The 15,209-nt window shown below is 64.3% G+C and carries 14 protein-coding genes; 1 reads left to right on the top strand and 13 read right to left on the bottom strand.

The features are described 5' to 3' along the window. Window positions 1-3: 3 nt before the first annotated feature. The 13 genes from BLS48_RS21975 to BLS48_RS21910 form a co-directional block, all read right to left on the bottom strand. The gene (locus tag BLS48_RS21975) at window positions 4-801 is read right to left on the bottom strand and encodes an ABC transporter ATP-binding protein (RefSeq protein ID WP_091582001.1); all 798 of its coding nucleotides are present in this window, start codon (window positions 799-801) and stop codon (window positions 4-6) included. Between the two features lie 10 nt (window positions 802-811). Beyond that, entirely contained in the window at window positions 812-1,702 is an 891-nt protein-coding gene (gene ntrB / locus BLS48_RS21970) for a nitrate ABC transporter permease (protein ID WP_091581998.1), read from the bottom strand. Window positions 1,703-1,766: 64 nt separating this feature from the next. After that, a complete protein-coding gene (locus tag BLS48_RS21965) occupies window positions 1,767-3,083 on the bottom strand; it encodes a CmpA/NrtA family ABC transporter substrate-binding protein (protein ID WP_091582112.1) in 1,317 nt (438 codons plus the stop codon). A gap of 337 nt (window positions 3,084-3,420) precedes the next feature. Beyond that, window positions 3,421-4,659 carry a CmpA/NrtA family ABC transporter substrate-binding protein gene (locus BLS48_RS21960; protein WP_167365192.1) on the bottom strand — a complete coding sequence of 413 codons (1,239 nt, stop codon included), beginning with the start codon at window positions 4,657-4,659 and terminating at the stop codon, window positions 3,421-3,423. Window positions 4,660-4,661: 2 nt separating this feature from the next. Further along, window positions 4,662-5,264 (bottom strand): ANTAR domain-containing response regulator, encoded by a 603-nt coding sequence (locus BLS48_RS21955; RefSeq protein ID WP_091581993.1) that lies wholly within the window; start codon window positions 5,262-5,264, stop codon window positions 4,662-4,664. Window positions 5,265-5,373: 109 nt separating this feature from the next. Continuing rightward, window positions 5,374-6,165 (bottom strand): ABC transporter ATP-binding protein, encoded by a 792-nt coding sequence (locus BLS48_RS21950; RefSeq protein ID WP_091581990.1) that lies wholly within the window; start codon window positions 6,163-6,165, stop codon window positions 5,374-5,376. Window positions 6,166-6,175: 10 nt separating this feature from the next. Next, window positions 6,176-6,943, bottom strand: a complete 768-nt coding sequence (locus BLS48_RS21945) for an ABC transporter permease (protein ID WP_167365185.1) — start codon at window positions 6,941-6,943, stop codon at window positions 6,176-6,178. A 124-nt stretch (window positions 6,944-7,067) separates the two neighbouring features. Beyond that, complete coding sequence (locus BLS48_RS21940; protein ID WP_091582109.1) at window positions 7,068-8,075, bottom strand: ABC transporter substrate-binding protein; 1,008 nt, start codon at window positions 8,073-8,075, stop codon at window positions 7,068-7,070. A 251-nt stretch (window positions 8,076-8,326) separates the two neighbouring features. Further along, the gene (locus BLS48_RS21935; protein WP_091581985.1) at window positions 8,327-9,619 is read right to left on the bottom strand and encodes a hypothetical protein; all 1,293 of its coding nucleotides are present in this window, start codon (window positions 9,617-9,619) and stop codon (window positions 8,327-8,329) included. A 107-nt stretch (window positions 9,620-9,726) separates the two neighbouring features. After that, entirely contained in the window at window positions 9,727-10,458 is a 732-nt protein-coding gene (gene hutC / locus BLS48_RS21930; protein ID WP_091581982.1) for a histidine utilization transcriptional repressor HutC, read from the bottom strand. Window positions 10,459-10,490: 32 nt separating this feature from the next. Further along, a complete protein-coding gene (locus BLS48_RS21925; protein WP_091581979.1) occupies window positions 10,491-11,516 on the bottom strand; it encodes a zinc-dependent alcohol dehydrogenase in 1,026 nt (341 codons plus the stop codon). A gap of 15 nt (window positions 11,517-11,531) precedes the next feature. Next, the gene (hisD, locus tag BLS48_RS21920) at window positions 11,532-12,854 is read right to left on the bottom strand and encodes a histidinol dehydrogenase (RefSeq protein WP_091581976.1); all 1,323 of its coding nucleotides are present in this window, start codon (window positions 12,852-12,854) and stop codon (window positions 11,532-11,534) included. A gap of 207 nt (window positions 12,855-13,061) precedes the next feature. Further along, window positions 13,062-13,835: an SDR family NAD(P)-dependent oxidoreductase gene (locus tag BLS48_RS21910; protein ID WP_091581973.1), complete on the bottom strand. Its 774-nt coding sequence runs from the start codon at window positions 13,833-13,835 to the stop codon at window positions 13,062-13,064. A gap of 218 nt (window positions 13,836-14,053) precedes the next feature. Here BLS48_RS21910 and BLS48_RS21905 point away from each other — a divergent pair, with 218 nt between their 5' ends. Next, on the top strand, window positions 14,054-15,157 hold the full coding sequence (locus BLS48_RS21905) for a histidinol-phosphate transaminase (protein WP_091582107.1): 1,104 nt from the start codon (window positions 14,054-14,056) through the stop codon (window positions 15,155-15,157). The last annotated feature ends 52 nt before the right edge of the window (window positions 15,158-15,209 follow it).

Below are 15,209 nucleotides of genomic sequence, written 5' to 3'. Positions count from 1 at the left end.
GGTCTACTCCGCGGCTTCGACGAAGCGGTGGCGTTCGTAGAGGAACTTCAGCACCGCCTCGCGGCAGCGCAGGAAGGTGCGGTCGGAGGCGAGCTCGATGCGCCGGCGCGGCCGCGCCAGCGGCACGGCAAGCACCTCGCCGATGGTCGCCGCCGGGCCGTTGGTCATCATGACGATGCGGTCGGAGAGCAGCACCGCCTCGTCGACATCGTGGGTGATCATGATCGTCGTCGAGCCGAGCCTGGAATGGATGTCCATCACCGCGTCCTGCAGATGCGCGCGCGTCAGCGCGTCGAGCGCGCCGAACGGCTCGTCGAGCAGCAGGATCTTCGGCTGCATGGCGAGCGCCCGGGCAATGCCGACGCGCTGCTTCATGCCACCCGAGATCTCGGCCGGACGCTTGTCCTTGGCATGCGCCATCTGCACGAGGTCGAGATTGCGCATGATCCAGTCATGCCGCTCGGCCTTGCTCTTCGAACGGCCGAAGACCTTCGACACCGCCAGGTTGATGTTTTCGTAGACGGTCAGCCACGGCAGCAGGCTGTGGTTCTGGAACACCACGGCGCGTTCGGGCCCGGGGCTGTCGACTTCCTTGTCTTCGAGCAGCACCGCCCCGGCGGACACCTTGGTCAAACCGGCGATCAAATTGAGCAAGGTCGACTTGCCGCAGCCGGAATGGCCGATGATGGAGACGAATTCGCCCTTGTCGATGGTCAGCCTTATGTCCCTCAGCACCTCGCTGACCTGGCCGCCACGGGCAAAAGATTTGTCGATATGGTCGAGTTTCAAATAGGCCGTCATGGCGCTTTCCTCACTTTGCCGTTGTGCCGCGGGTGACGAAGGCGCCGACCGCCGCGACCAGGCGGTCAAGGCAGAAGCCGGTGACGCCGATATAGGCGAGCGCGACGATGATGTCGGGCAGCCGCGACGAGTTCCACGCGTCCCAGATGAAGAAGCCGATGCCAACGCCGCCAGTCAGCATTTCGGCGGCGACGATGGCGAGCCAGGACAGGCCGATGCCGATCCTGAGGCCGGTGAAGATGTAAGGCGCGGCGGCCGGCACCATGATCTTGACGAAGAACTCGAACTGGTTGAGCCGCAGGATGCGGGCGACGTTGCGGTAGTCCTCGGGGATGTTGCGCACGCCGACAGCGGTGTTGATGATGATCGGCCAGATTGAGGTGATGAAGATGACGAACAGCGCCGACGGGCTGGAATCGCGGAACGCCGCCAGCGACAGCGGCAGCCAGGCGAGCGGCGGCACGGTGCGCAGGATCTGGAACACCGGATCGAGGCCGCGCATCGCCCAGATCGACTGGCCGACCAGCGCGCCGAGCGCCACGCCGACGATCGCCGCCAGGCCAAAGCCGATGGCGACACGCTGCAGCGAGATCAGCACCCGCCAGGCCAGCCCGATATCCTGCGGACCGTTGTTGAAGAACGGATGCGCGATCAGGTCGTAGGCCTCGTTCCACACTTGGCTCGGCGGCGGCAGGCTTGATGTGGGCGACGAGCAGGCTATCTGCCAGACTACGAGCATGAGGGCGATGACGATGACCGGCGGCACCAGCGTGCTCGCCAGCTTTCCGGCGATGACGATCGGTTCGAAGCGGCGTCTTGCCTTGGCGGTGAAGGCAATCACTTCCGCCGGCTTCGCGGGGAACGCCTTCACCTTGGTGTCCTCGATGGCTTGGATGGACATCTTCTGGAAAAGCTCCTTGGGGGCAGGTAGGGGCGAAAACGGCGCAAAGCGCCGTTTGCTCCGATCAGGCCGATGCCTTGATCTTCAGGCTGTCGAGATAGGCTGACGGGTTGGCCGGATCGAAGACCTTGCCGTCGAAGAAGGTCTCGACGCCGCGCGACGAGGACGCCGGAATGTCGGCGGCCGCCACGCCGAGGTCCTTGGCCGCCTCGCGCCACAGATCCTCGCGGTTGACCTGGTCGACCAGCGCCTTGATGTCGGTGGTCGGCGCGAACTTGCCCCAGCGGATGTTCTCGGCGAGGAACCATGTATCGTGGCTCTTGAACGGGTAGGAGACGCCGCCCTTCCAGAACTTCATGTAGAGGTCGGTGCCGGTGGCCACGCGGCCGTTGCCGTAGTTGATGTCGCCCTTGAGACGGCCGATGATGTCGGCGACAGGCACGTTCATCCACTGCCGCTTGCCGATGATGGCGGCCATCTCGTCCTTGTTTTCCTTGGCTTCGCACCATTGCTGGGCTTCCATGACGGCCATCAGGATCGCCTTGGTGGCGTTCGGGTATTTCTCGATGAATTCAGCGCGCAGGCCGAGCGCCTTTTCGGGATGGCCCTTCCACAATTCGCCCGTGCTGGCAGCAGTGAAGCCGACGCCCTGGTGGACGAGCTGCTCGTTCCACGGCTCGCCGACGCAGAACACATCCATGTTGCCGACCTTCATGTTGGCCACCATCTGCGGCGGCGGCACGACGATGGTCGAGACGTCCTTGTCGGGATCGATGCCGCCGGCGGCCAGCCAGTAGCGCAGCCACAAATCATGCGTGCCGCCCGGGAAGGTCATGGCGGCCTTGATGTCCTTGCCTGCCGCCTTCTTGGCGGCGAAGGCGTCCTTCAGCTTCGAGGCGTCGAGGCCGACACCGGTGCCGGCATATTCCTGCGCCACCGAGATGCCCTGGCAGTCGTAGTTGAGCCGCGCCACGATCGCCATCGGCATCGGCTGGTTGTTCTGCGTCACCTTGCCGGTGTGCATCAGGTAAGGCATCGGCGTCAGTATATGGGCGCCATCAATGCCGTTGGCCGCGCCGCCGAGCATCAGATTGTCGCGCGTCGCGCCCCACGAGGCCTGCTTGAGCACCTCGACGTCGGGCATGCCGAACTTGGCGAACAGCCCCTTCTCCTTGGCGATCATCAGCGGTGCCGCATCGGTCAGCGCGATGAAGCCGAGCTTGGCGCCGGTGACTTCCGGAGCGGTCGTGGCGGCATAGGCGCCAGACGGAAAGAGCTTGCGGGCCGCCATGAACAGGCCGGCCGTCATCGCACTGCTGACAAGAAAATCGCGACGCGTCACATCCCCAAGCGATGTTCCAGTCCCGATCCATTTCTTCATGGTCTTCTTCATCGTCGTCTCCGGTTGAACGCGATTCCAAAACAAAAAGCCGCCGGCCAGGTCTTCGCGTCCGGAAATCCGGATCGCGTCTTGACCTGAGCGGCAGCTTTGCCTGTGGCGCCCGCCATTGGACGCCTGTTCCGTGACCCGCGAAGGGCCCGGCTATTTCAAAGCATGAACCGTGCCAGTTTGAGGCGAGAGGAAAAATGCCAATGGAATCAGCAATACGCGCCGGTCACCGGCGCGCCGGGCGATCTTGCGAACAGGCCAAAGATTGTTCATTGGAGCAATCGCACGCACAATTTTTGTGCAATGCACAAGAATGGCGCGGAAATGATCAGGCTTGCGCGCGGGCCGATTTCTGGGCGGCTATGTAGCCGTCGATCTCGTCCGGATCGAAGATCTGGCCGTCGAAGAAACCATCCGGTCCGAGCATCAGGCCCGCCCCTGTCGCGCCGACCGCCGTGGCCACGCGCAGCGCGCCCTCGACCTTCGAATTGGCGCCGGGAAGTGCGACGCCAAGCGGCTTCAGCGCCGAGCGGTAGAGGTCGGGCCGGTAGCAGTCGCGGGCAATGGCTAGGTTTTCCGGCGTGTGCGCCACATGCCCCCAGCGCACCATCTGCGTGTAGAACCACAGCGCATGGCTCTTCCATGGAAAGTTGGCCGCCTTGTCGAAGGGCAGGAAGAAGTCGTCGATATCCAGCTCCGCGCCGCCGCCCAATTTGAGATGGCCGGTCAGGATCGGCATCAGGACGGCAGGCGGCAGGCCGAGGAAGCCCGGCTGCGCCATCATCGCCGCGAGTTCGCCATGGTTGGCCGGATCCTGGCACCAGCGGGCCGAATGATGCAGCGCGCGCAACAGTGCCGCCAAGGCCTCGGGGGACTGCTCGGCCCAGGCCTTGCGCACGCCGATCACCTTCTCCGGGCTGTTGCGCCATATCTGCGCCTTGACGGTGACGATGTGGCCGGTGCCAGCGGCGACCGCAGCGCTGTTCCAGGGCTCGCCGACACAGTAGCCGTCGATCCGCCCGGTGGCCAGCGCGTCGGCCATGAACGGCGGCGGCACGATGACGATCTCGATCTCGCGCGTCGGATCGATGCCGCAGGCGGCAAGCCAGTAGCGCAGTTCGTAATTGTGCCCGGAATGCGGGTGCACGACAGCGAAGCGCAACGGATCATGGCCGGCGGCAGCACGCTCGCGAATGAGCGCGCCAAGTGCTGCACCAGCGCGCGCCGGATCGAGATCGGGTTTGGCGCCGTGCGCAGCCATGCCGTCCCAGACGGCGTTGGAGATGGTGACGCAATTGCCGCCGAGCCCGAGCGAAAACGGCACGATGGTCTCGGAGGCGAGCGGCGTCAGCCCGAGATTGCAGGCAAGCGGCATGGGCCCCAGCATATGCGCGAGATGGAAGTGGCCGATGGCGATGCGATCGCGGATGTTGGCCCACGACGTTTCGCGGTGCAGCGTGAGATCGATGCCTTCGCGTGCGGCGAAGCCCAACTCGCCGGCCGCGACCAGCACGGCACTGTCGAAAAGCGGCATGAAGCCGGCGGTGATCTGGTGCTCGGCGCCCATGCTCATTCGTCCTCCACCGGTCCCAGCAGCCCGGCGGCGGTCACCAGGCTCTGGGCGATGTCGCTGATCTTGCGGTTCTGGTTCATCGCCGTCTTGCGCAGCAGCGTGTAGGCGGCCTCTTCGCTCAGGCCGCGCGACTTCATCAGGATGCCCTTGGCGCGATCGATCACCTTGCGGCTCTCGAGCTCGCTGCGCGCCTCTTCCAGTTCGCGCGCCATGCGCGAGAAGGCGTTGAAGCGGCTCACCGCCATGTCGAGGATCGGCTTGACGCGCTCCTGCCGCAGACCATCGACGACATAGGCTGAAACGCCGGCATCGACCGCCGCCTCGATCGAGGCCTGGTCGGAGCGGTCGACGAACATGGCGATCGGCCGCTTCACCGCGCGCGAAAGCTGGAACATGTTCTCCAGCATGTCGCGGTTCGGATTTTCGAGATCGATGACGATGACGTCGGGTTCGATCTCGGCGATCTGCCGCGCGATGCCGGTCACGTCGTGGATGACGGTGACCCGCTCATGGCCGGCCTCGCGCAGTCCCGCCTCGATGATCGAGGCGCGGATGCGGTTTTCGTCGATGACCAGGACGGCGAGTGAACTGCGAACCATTCTTGCATTGTGCCCATGCGAAGAATTTGTGCAATGCGGCATGACCTGCTGATCGCAATGGATGGTGATTTGGATGACGACAGGGCGCCGGGGCCCGACGCCAAATGCATCACCCCGCCAGCGCCATTTCGGGGCGTTTTGACCCCTCGCGGATGGCCTTGTGCACGCCGCGTTGCAGATCCATGAAAGCCGGGCTTTCCATCACCTCTTCCCGGCGCGGCCGCTCGATATCGACGTTGAAGGTCTGCGTGATGCGTCCCGGGCCGATTCCCATGACGACGATACGGTCCGACAGGTAGACGGCCTCCTCGACGTCATGCGTGACGAACAGCACGGTGAGCCGGTGTTCCTCCCAGATCTGGGTCAGGAGTTCCTGCATCTGGTGCCGGGTCAAGGCATCGAGCGCGCCGAAGGGCTCGTCCATCAGCAGCATCTTGGGCCGATAGGAAAGCGCACGCGCGATGGCGACGCGCTGTTTCATTCCGCCCGAGAGTTCGGAGGGGTAGCGGTCGGCGCTGTGCGACAGCTTGACGAGGTCGAGATGCTCCAGCGCGATCCTGCGGCAGGTCGCGCGATCGTAACCCGCGGCCTTGAGCGCAAACTCGATGTTCTGCCGCGCCGTCAGCCAGGGAAGCAGCGTGTAGGACTGGAAGACGACGCCACGGTCGAGACCCGGCTGCAGGATCGGCGCGCCGTCGATGCTGAGATCGCCGGCGTCGAAGTCCTGCAGTCCGGCCACGATCGACAGCAGCGTGCTCTTGCCGCAACCCGACGTGCCGACGAGCGAGACGAACTCATTGTCGGCAAGATCGAGGTTGATGTCCCGCAGCACCTCCGTGCGCCGCTCGCCCGTGCCGAAGCTCTTGTGGAGGCCGGCGATCCGCAATTTGGGAGGATTCATCGACCGTGCCTCATTGCGAGTGGCCATCCTGCCGGAACAGCACCTTTTCCAGTGCCTTCATCACCTGGTCGGTGATGAGCCCAAGCACGCCCAGGAGCAGGATGTAGCCGATGATGGTGTTTGTCTGGAAATAGCGCTGCGACACGGTGATGCGATAGCCGAGCCCCGATGTCGCCGCGACGAGTTCGGCCAGCACCAGCCAGGTCCATGCCCAGCCCAGGCTGATGCGCAGCGTATCCCAGATACCCGGCAAGGCGCTGGGCACGACGATGCGCGTCAGGATCTTGCGATCCGACAGGCCGAGCGTGCGCCCAAGTCCGATGAAATCGGTGGGAACCCTTTTCACATTGTCCATGATCATCAGCACCTGCTGGAAGAAGGTGCCGATGAAGATGATCAGGAACTTCTGCGTATCGCCGGTACCCGCCCACAGGATGGAGAGCGGCACGAAGGCGACGACCGGCATGTAGCGGATGAAATCCACCAGCGGCTCGATACCTGCTTCCCAGGAACGGAAACTGCCGATCAGCACGCCGATCGGTATGGACAGTGCCGAGGCGATGAGGAAGCCGATGGAAATCCGGTACATCGAGGCCTTGAGGTCCAGCCACAACGTGCCGTCAGTAGCGAGCTTGGCGATCTGGGTCGCGACGCTGCCCGGCGACGGCAGGAAGATGGGTTTCACCCATTCCAGTCCGGTCGCCGCCCACCAGGCCAGGCCAAGTCCGACAAAGACAGCCACCGCGATCATCAGGAAACGCGACCTGGCGATGGGCACGCCGATCCCGGAGGATCGGCGGCGTCTCGCCTGTTTGGTGACCGGCCCCGGTGCGGGGCGAGCCGGGACCGTTTTCGCCGGGGGCTCCCCGGACATCTGTGTTACCACCGCGATCCGGCCTTCGTCATTCCGCCGCCTTGACGAAGGACGGGTCGATCATCTGCTCCGGCGTCACGTCTGCCTGCAGCAGCTTGGCGTTCTTGGCGGCCGCTTCGACATCGGCGAATGTCTTGGTGGTGAAATCGCCGGTGAGCGCCGTCTTGTTTTCGGCGAGAGAGTAGTAACGCACACCGTCGAAAGCGGTGTTGAGGTCCTTGACGTCCGAACCGACGGCCTTGGCGATGATGGCGCGGCCACCGGGCGTGTCGGCTTTGTAATCCTTGAGCGCCGCGTCCCAGCTCTTGATCATGGCCAGCACCTGGCCGGGCCGCGACTTGATCACCTCGTCGCGCACCACCAGCACGTCGCTGATCAGGCCGGGATCCTCGCCGGCGGTGAACAGCAGCTTGACGTCCTTGTTCTGCGCCATGGCGACGGTGAGGTACGGTTCGTAGGTGACCGCGACCGGCACGCGGCCGGCGATCAAGGCGCCGCCGGCATCGGCGGCCGGCATCGGAACCGGCTTCACATCGTCGATCGACATGCCGTTCTTGGCGAGCGCGTATTTGAGCAGGATGTCGCTCGTCGTACCTTCCTCGAAGGCGACTTCCTTGCCCTTGAGGTCCTTGATCGAGGTGATGTCCTTGCCGGCGATCATGGCGTCGGCCGTCATGCTGACGTCGAGCAGCAGCACGATCTTCACCGGCAGGCCGGCCGCGACCATGCCCATCGCCGTGTGGGTGGCGATGTTGGCGGCGTCGAGCTGGCCGCTCGCGAGAGCCGCGTTGATGTCCTTGTCCTCGGCGAAATTAACGATCTGCACGTCCGTCAGCCCGTTTGCCTTGAACAGCGCCTTGGCGTCGGCGACATGCCACTGGCCGTAGCCAAGCCAGGGCTCGATGCCGATCTTGAACGCTCCGGCTTCGGGCGTGGTGGGGATGGCCGCATCGGCGGCGTGGGCGGCCGGGGCGGCAGCGAGCCCGATGGCGGCAGCCATCACGAGCGCGCGAAATTGTCCTGTTAGGTTACGCATCATCTTGTTCCCCTTGATGATCAGACCGCTTTTTTTCAACCAAGCATCCGGTCTGGTGAGACTGCGGGTTTCTGCTCTTGCGGCACTGTGCCTCGGCGTCATACCTGCCACTTCATGGTGAAGTGCGAGGATATTTCAGCGTCAGCGGAAGCGGATGTCAAGGCTAAAATACATACATGCATATACAAGTTGGATTGACTCAATTTTCCGCCTCGATCAAGCCCATCCGCCTGCTTTTCCGCGACGATCATTCATGCACTTTCAGGATCGATCCGGTCGAGGAAATCAGTCACCACATCGGTCCCGGCATCGGGCTCGCTGCCGACCATGACCGCGACTGAAAAGGCAATGAGCGAGGAGACCGGCGTATGGCTGCGCGCGCCGGCGCGCAGGTTCATGACCAGCGTCGGCGACAGGAAGAGCCCTGAGCGCAGCACCCCGCGCCAATCCGCCGGAAGCATGCCGCGCCGCTTGAGTTCCAGCAGCAATGGCCGCCACAGGGCTGTCGCCTTGACCTCCAGCAGGTCGCGACGGACCGGGCTCAGGCCCCAGTCCGTGTCGACATGAAGCAGGTCTCCGTCCAGCCGCGCCCGCGCGCGAAAAGCCTCGGTCGCGGTGGCCGGATCGTAGAGCCAGAACGGATGGGCGAAGATGTTGTGGAACGTCGCCTTGACCTCCGCCAGCAGCGTGGGGATATGCGAGCCGGCAAAGGCGGGATCGAAGAAGGACAGTTCCGCCCTCCCCGCCTTCGCCGTGTACCAGACATTGGCGTTGTGGGCGTCGCCATGCGCGACCACGCCGCCGGCATCGGCGAGCCTGTCCGGCCGCAGGCGCACTGCCGCGGCATCGAAAAGCTCGCCGACACTGTTGGCGTAGCGCTGTCCGTTGATGACGAATTCCAGCCGCGAAAACCGGTCCCAGTCCAGTTCCACGCCGGGAAAGACAAACGATTTGCCGATATAGAAATCGGCCAGGCGGCCACCTGGCGACGAGCGTGTATCGGCATCAACCAGCCGCTCGTGGAAGAGCCGGTGGATCGGCTCCGCCTCCACCTGCGCGACGGTGACGGGATGCAATGTCTCCAGATAGACCTTGAGCAGCCTGGCTGACAGGTCGCGCTCGGCAAGAACGGCCTCGCGCCGTTTGCCGGCATCGTCCTGCGCGTCCAATGCCCACAGCACATCCGAAAATCTCGGATCCGTGCGGCGCCGATAGACGAGAATCTGCTCGCCGGGCTGGGCGGACATGTGCACGGGTTGGTCGACAGGCAGGCCGGCACGCGACAGGATCTCGGCGCGGTAATACTCGCCCGCCATCGCCTCTTCCCGTTCCTCCTGATGGAACTTGAAGAAGTAGGCCTTGCCGTCATCCTCGAAGAAGCCGTTCAACGAATTGAGGCTGTATTTGTCGAAATTGATGCGGACATTGCAAGGGCTCATCTCGAAGAGATCCCCCAGCAACGCCGACAGCGCGCGCTGCGCCTCGGCGACATCGTGTTGCGCGAGGGCGCGGATCCGCGCCGTGCGGCTCGGTGTCGGCGTCATCTGTCGTTCCTTCTGGCCAGTCCGTCGGCCGAGGGCGAGTCCAATCTCTTCAGTACATGTATATACATTGGGGCCACATCTCCTCGGCTTGCATTCTCGCCACGCCGTCAGTTGGTCCTGGAGGGGGAATAGCGGCTGCCGAGCGAGTAGCGGCTGCCGGCATAGGTCAGCTTGCTGATCGTGGCGACGACCGCGCCCGTCCACGTCCGGCGATGCAAAAGCAGGCAGCAACTGCCGACATCGATGCCCAGATGCCGCGCCGTCTCCTTGTCGGCCGGGATGGCCGAGATGATATGCTCGACCTCGGTCACCGGGGTTTTCTGCATCAGGTAGTCGTAGGTCGCCGTCTTGGTGAAGTCCTGCTTGTCGTAGTCGGGTATCAGGCTCGGATTGACGAAGCGCTCTTCCAGCTGCACTGGCAAATCGTTCTCGAAATTGACGACGACGGAGTGATAGATCGGGACACGCTTTGCGAACTCGAACGACAGCGCGAGCTCCTTTGTCGGCATGATTGTTTCGAGGACGAGGACCTCGGAGCGATGCCTGTTGCCGCGCTCGACGATCTCCGCCGCGATGTTGTTGATCTCGATCAGCGTCGATTGCGGCCGGGGTGGCGCGATGAATGTTCCCACGCCTTGCAGGCGGATCAGGAAGCCCGCCGCGGTCAGTTCCCGCAAGGCCCGGTGAACCGTCATCCGCGACACGCCCAGCGAAGCCACCAACTCATTCTCGGACGGCAGCTTGCGATCCTTGCCCCACCGGCCCGTTCCGATGTTGGTCAGGATGTAGTCCTTCACCTTCTCGTAGAGAGGGCTGGCCGTATCGGGCAAATCGATCATCTCAAAAGTCCTTTCCGGCGATTTATCGGAAGTCACCCGTGCTCGACAGGTTGCCGCATGCGGATGATTGTTTTCAAGCCGTCGCTCTGTCCCGCCAACAGCCGCTCATAGGCAGCGGGAACGTCATCCAGGCCGATCTCGCGGTCGATCAGGGCCAGCAGTGGCTCGCTGAGTTCACCCAGCATCCGCACGGCGTCGGGCAGTTCGTCGGCGAAGGCATGGCACCCCAGCAATGCGATTTCGCGTTCGACCAATGTGTTGGGGTCGATGTCGAGGCGGCCGTGGAAGATGCCGACCATCGCCACCGTGCCGCCGGAATCGAGAACATCGAGCAACTGATTGAATGCCGCGATGCTGCCGGTCGCCTCGACGGCCGCCAGCAACGGGGCATTGGCGGTCGCGGCGGCAATGGCATCGCGGTCGAGATCGACGATCGTCGCACCCGTCACCCGCGCCACGCGGGCGCGGCGACCCTGGTTGCGGTCGGCGACGAGCACGGTGCCGGCGAAGGTTCGGGAGAGCAGCAGCGCGGCAAGACCGCCGATGAGCCCGCAGCCGACGACAAGCACCGAGCCTGCCGTTTTCGGCAGCCGCCGCACCGCGTGCAGCGCCACGGCAAGCGGCTCGGCCATTGCCGCGACCCGTTCGTCGAGCGCGACGTCGATCACATGCAGCAGGCGTGCGGGCAACACCGCCTGTTCGGCAAATCCGCCGTCGCAGACTTCTCCCACGAACCCCAGGGAGCCGCAGAGATGCCGCCTGCCGGCACGGCATTGCGCGCAGTCTCCGCACCAGAAACGGGAATCGGCGACCACCCTGTCGCCGACGGCGACGGTGTCGACGCCCTCGCCGATGGCGGTGACCGTGCCGGTCAGTTCATGGCCGGCCGTCGAAGGCGACCGGCTTATCCATTGGCCGGTGCGGAAATTGTGCAGGTCCGAACCGCAGATGCCGGCGGCATCGACCCTGAGCTTCACCCAGCCCGCATCCGGAGCGCCCGGCGCAGCGATATCCTCGACGCGCAGATCGCCGGGCCCATAGAGTCGTGCCGCCTTCATCGCGATCGCTTCCGCTCAGCCGGCGAGATAGCGGTCGCGGATCTCCGAGACCGCGTTCTCATGCGAGCTGAACCCTTCGTAGCGGGCGAGCCTGCGGGCATGCAGCGCCAGTTCCGGATAGGCGGCCGAGGTGACATAGCCGACCGACGAGCGCTTGACGAAATCCGTCACCGAAAGCGGCCCGTAGGTCCGCGCCCAGCGGCTGGTCGGCAGCACCGCATTGGGCCCGAGGACGAAGTTGGCAAGCGTCACCGGCGTGTGCGGACCCATCAGGATTTCGGCCGCCTCGGTGATGTGTCCGAGATGCGCGAACGGCTCCTTCGACAGGATCTCGAGGTGTTCGGGCGCATAGTCGTTGATGAAGCGGTAGCTGTCTTCCAGCGACGCGGTCAGCACGATGCCGCCGCGCTTTCCAGTCAGCACCGCGCGCGAAAACTCAACCCGCTGTTCGGTCATCCGCGACCAGTGCTCGGGAAGTGCCGCCAAGGCTGCCTCGGCGACCTTGCGGCTGTGCGTCACCAGATAGGCCGAGGAATCCGGGCCGTGTTCGGCTTCGATCAGGAGGTCAAGCGCGGCAAGGCCGCCGTCGACGCTGTCATCGGCGAAGATGATCGCTTCCGATGGACCGGCAGGCAGACCTGTGTTGATGATCGACGACAGCACGCTCTTGGCCGCCACCACCCACGGGCTGCCGGGGCCGACGATCTTGAGCGCGGGCTTCACCGTCTCGGTGCCGTAGGCGACGGCGGCGACGGCTTGCGCGCCACCGCATTTGTACACGGTGCCCACGCCGGCGAGACGAGCAGCGACCAGCGTGGCCGCATCCACGGAACCATCCGATGTCGGCGGCGTCACGATGGCGATCTGCGGCACGCCGGCAATCACCGCCGGGACCGACGTCATCATCGTTACCGACGGGAAGGCGCCCTTGCCGCGCGGCACGTAGAGCGCGACGGAAGCGATCGGCGTGTACCGGTCGCCGGCATAGGCGCCCGGCCGGACTTCCTTGAGCCACATCGTTTCCGGCTTCTGCTCCTCATGGAAGCGACGGATGTTGTCGATGCCGAACTTGATGCTCTCCACGACATCCTTTTCGACCTTGTCGAATGCCGCGTCGAACTCCGCCTCCGACACCTTCAGTTCGCCCTCGGCCACATTGGCCTTGTCGAGTTCCCGGGCGAAGCGGATCAAGGCGGCGTCGCCCTCGTCCTTGACGGCCTGGATGATCGGACGGACTTTTTCGATGAAGACCGTCAGGTCGCCCTCGGCGCGCTTCAGCAGACTGGCGCGCTGGTCGGCGCCGATGGATGACAGGTCGTGGAAGCTGATGTCGGACATGGCTGCTCCTTCTCTTGGAACTCTTGGAAAGCAATGTTGGTTGGCTCTGGTCGGCCACTCTTCTGGAGGTCGACAGATCGACCCGAGACAAGGATTACAGCCCTCACGAGGCTTCTCACGGCGAAAAGTATATACATGTATGTATAATGACCGCCAGCGATTTTTCCGTCATCCTTCCAGCCGAAACTGTCCAGGCAAACCCGCGCATCAGATCGAGGCGAGAAAGCCGCCATCGACCGGAATGGACTGGCCGGTGATGTAGGCTGCCGCATCCGAAGCAAGAAACACCGCGATGCCGTGCAGGTCGCTGAGATCACCGAAACGGCGCTGCGGGATCTTGGCCAGCATGGATTGCTGCCATGCCTCGTTGCTGTAGAAGACATCCGTCATCGCCGTCCTGAAATAGCCCGGGGCGATGGCGTTGACCCGGATGCCAAGCTCCGCCCACTCCGCCGCGAGCGCCCGGGTCATGCCGAGCAGACCCGACTTCGACGAGCCATACGGCACCGCCGTGGGAATGCCGACTTCGGATGTCAGCGAACACAGATTGATGATGGCGCCGGGCCGTCCGGCGTCCCGCATCTGCCGCGCGGCGGCCTGGGCGCAGAAGAATGCTCCCTTGAGGTTCGTGTCGACGATCCTGTCCCACAGCGCCTCGTCGACATCGAGCGAGGGCCGAACCTCTTCCATCCCGGCATTGTTGACGAGGATGTCGAGACCGCCGAGCAGGCTGGCGGCCTCGTCTGTCGCCGTCCGGCACCGCTCGACATCGGTGACATCAAGCGCGATGGCGTGCGCCACCCCGCCGGCCGCGCGGATGGCTGCCGTGGTGTCCTCCAGCGAGGCCAGCGTGCGCGCAGTGACCGCGACGTCGGCTCCGGCCGCGCTCAACGCCTCGGCGATGCTGCGCCCGATGCCGCGGCTTGCGCCGGTGACAAGCGCCTTCCTGCCGGAGAGATCGAAGAGAGAAGCGTTGCGCATGTGATCCTCCTTGCCAGCGTCGGCCTCGGCGCCGGTTTCGAGACTACCAGATCAAGTTCCATATACAAGCATATACAAACTATTTCGGCTGCGGTAGTGATGACAAAATCCGCCGCACGAACGCGCCTGTCCCGGCCTGCCTTGGGAAGATGCCGCGAAACCCGGCGTTTGAGAACCCGGCCGATGAGCTTGTTGGCCAACCGCAGAGGAGCCCGCTTGTGTCGAAAGCCTCGAATATGGTCCGAGCCGAAGTCACGCGCCTGTCCCCTTACAATTCCGGACTGACCATTGACGAGGTCATGCTGCGATACGCGCCCGCCAGGATCTCCAAACTGGGCTCGAACGAAAACCCCATAGGCCCGAGCCCGGCCGTGGCCACGATGATGCATGCCGGCTCCGAGATGTTCCGGCTCTATCCGGACCCAGCCGGACGCAAGCTCCGCCAGGCGATCGGCGACAGATATGCAGTCGCCGAGGATCAGGTCATCCTCGGTAACGGTTCCGAAGACCTGCTCTCCGTCATCAGCCGCGCCGTGTTGCGGCCGGGCGACGCCGTCGTCACGCTCTATCCATCGTTCCCGCTGCATGAAGACTACGCGACGTTGATGGGCGCGACCGTCAAGCGCGTTGCCGTCAACGGCGATTTCACCATCGATGTCGACGCGCTGGTCGAGGCGGTGCGCGAACGGCCCCGCATGCTGTTGTTCTCGAACCCGATGAACCCGGTCGGCAGCTGGCTCTCCGGCGGCGATCTGACCCGGGTCCTGGATGCGGTGGGCGACGAGACGCTGATCGTCATCGATGAAGCCTATGCCGAATACGCCGAGGGCGACGGCTATGCGTCGTCGCTGCCCTACCTCGGCGAGCTCGACCGGTCCTGGATCGTGCTTCGGACATTTTCCAAGGCGTTCGGCCTCGCCGGATTGCGCATCGGCTTCGGCATCGTCGGTGACCCGGAACTGCGCGCGCTGCTCGACCGTGTCCGCACGCCTTTCAACGCCAACGGCATGGCGCAGGCCGCCGCGCTGGCGGCCCTGGCCGATGAGGAGCACCTCGCCAGGGTTGTCGCGCTGGCCAGGGCGGAGAGAGCACGCGTCGGGAATTTCCTCGCCAGCAAGGGCCTCGAGGTCGCTCCCTCCAGAGGCAATTTCCTGTTCTTCAACTGCCGGCAAAATGCCTCCGGATTCGCCGAAAGCCTGCTGCGCGAAGGCGTCATCGTCAAACCGTGGAAGCAGGAGGGCTTCGACACCTATGTGCGCGTCAGCATCGGCTCGGCTTCGGAGAACGACCACTTCATGGCCGTCCTGTCCAACCTGCTGTGAGCGCACGCCTGCCGGCGCCGAGCCACGGCGCGGCGTCAGCCAACGAACTGAG

It is taken from the genome of Mesorhizobium qingshengii (genome assembly GCF_900103325.1).
Taxonomy (GTDB): domain Bacteria; phylum Pseudomonadota; class Alphaproteobacteria; order Rhizobiales; family Rhizobiaceae; genus Mesorhizobium; species Mesorhizobium qingshengii.
The sequence above is the reverse complement of the archived record's forward strand: the minus strand, read 5'-3'. Positions and strand labels throughout refer to the sequence as shown.

Excerpts from the sequence above, each read along its gene's own strand:
- BLS48_RS21975 (WP_091582001.1), bottom strand. The coding sequence starts at position 801 with ATGACGGCCTATTTGAAACTCGACCATATCGACAAATCTTTTGCCCGT.
- ntrB (WP_091581998.1), bottom strand. The coding sequence starts at position 1,702 with ATGTCCATCCAAGCCATCGAGGACACCAAGGTGAAGGCGTTCCCCGCG.
- BLS48_RS21965 (WP_091582112.1), bottom strand. The coding sequence starts at position 3,083 with ATGAAGAAATGGATCGGGACTGGAACATCGCTTGGGGATGTGACGCGT.
- BLS48_RS21960 (WP_167365192.1), bottom strand. The coding sequence starts at position 4,659 with ATGGGCGCCGAGCACCAGATCACCGCCGGCTTCATGCCGCTTTTCGAC.
- BLS48_RS21955 (WP_091581993.1), bottom strand. The coding sequence starts at position 5,264 with ATGGTTCGCAGTTCACTCGCCGTCCTGGTCATCGACGAAAACCGCATC.
- BLS48_RS21950 (WP_091581990.1), bottom strand. The coding sequence starts at position 6,165 with ATGAATCCTCCCAAATTGCGGATCGCCGGCCTCCACAAGAGCTTCGGC.
- BLS48_RS21940 (WP_091582109.1), bottom strand. The coding sequence starts at position 8,075 with ATGCGTAACCTAACAGGACAATTTCGCGCGCTCGTGATGGCTGCCGCC.
- BLS48_RS21935 (WP_091581985.1), bottom strand. The coding sequence starts at position 9,619 with ATGACGCCGACACCGAGCCGCACGGCGCGGATCCGCGCCCTCGCGCAA.
- hutC (WP_091581982.1), bottom strand. The coding sequence starts at position 10,458 with ATGATCGATTTGCCCGATACGGCCAGCCCTCTCTACGAGAAGGTGAAG.
- BLS48_RS21925 (WP_091581979.1), bottom strand. The coding sequence starts at position 11,516 with ATGAAGGCGGCACGACTCTATGGGCCCGGCGATCTGCGCGTCGAGGAT.
- hisD (WP_091581976.1), bottom strand. The coding sequence starts at position 12,854 with ATGTCCGACATCAGCTTCCACGACCTGTCATCCATCGGCGCCGACCAG.
- BLS48_RS21910 (WP_091581973.1), bottom strand. The coding sequence starts at position 13,835 with ATGCGCAACGCTTCTCTCTTCGATCTCTCCGGCAGGAAGGCGCTTGTC.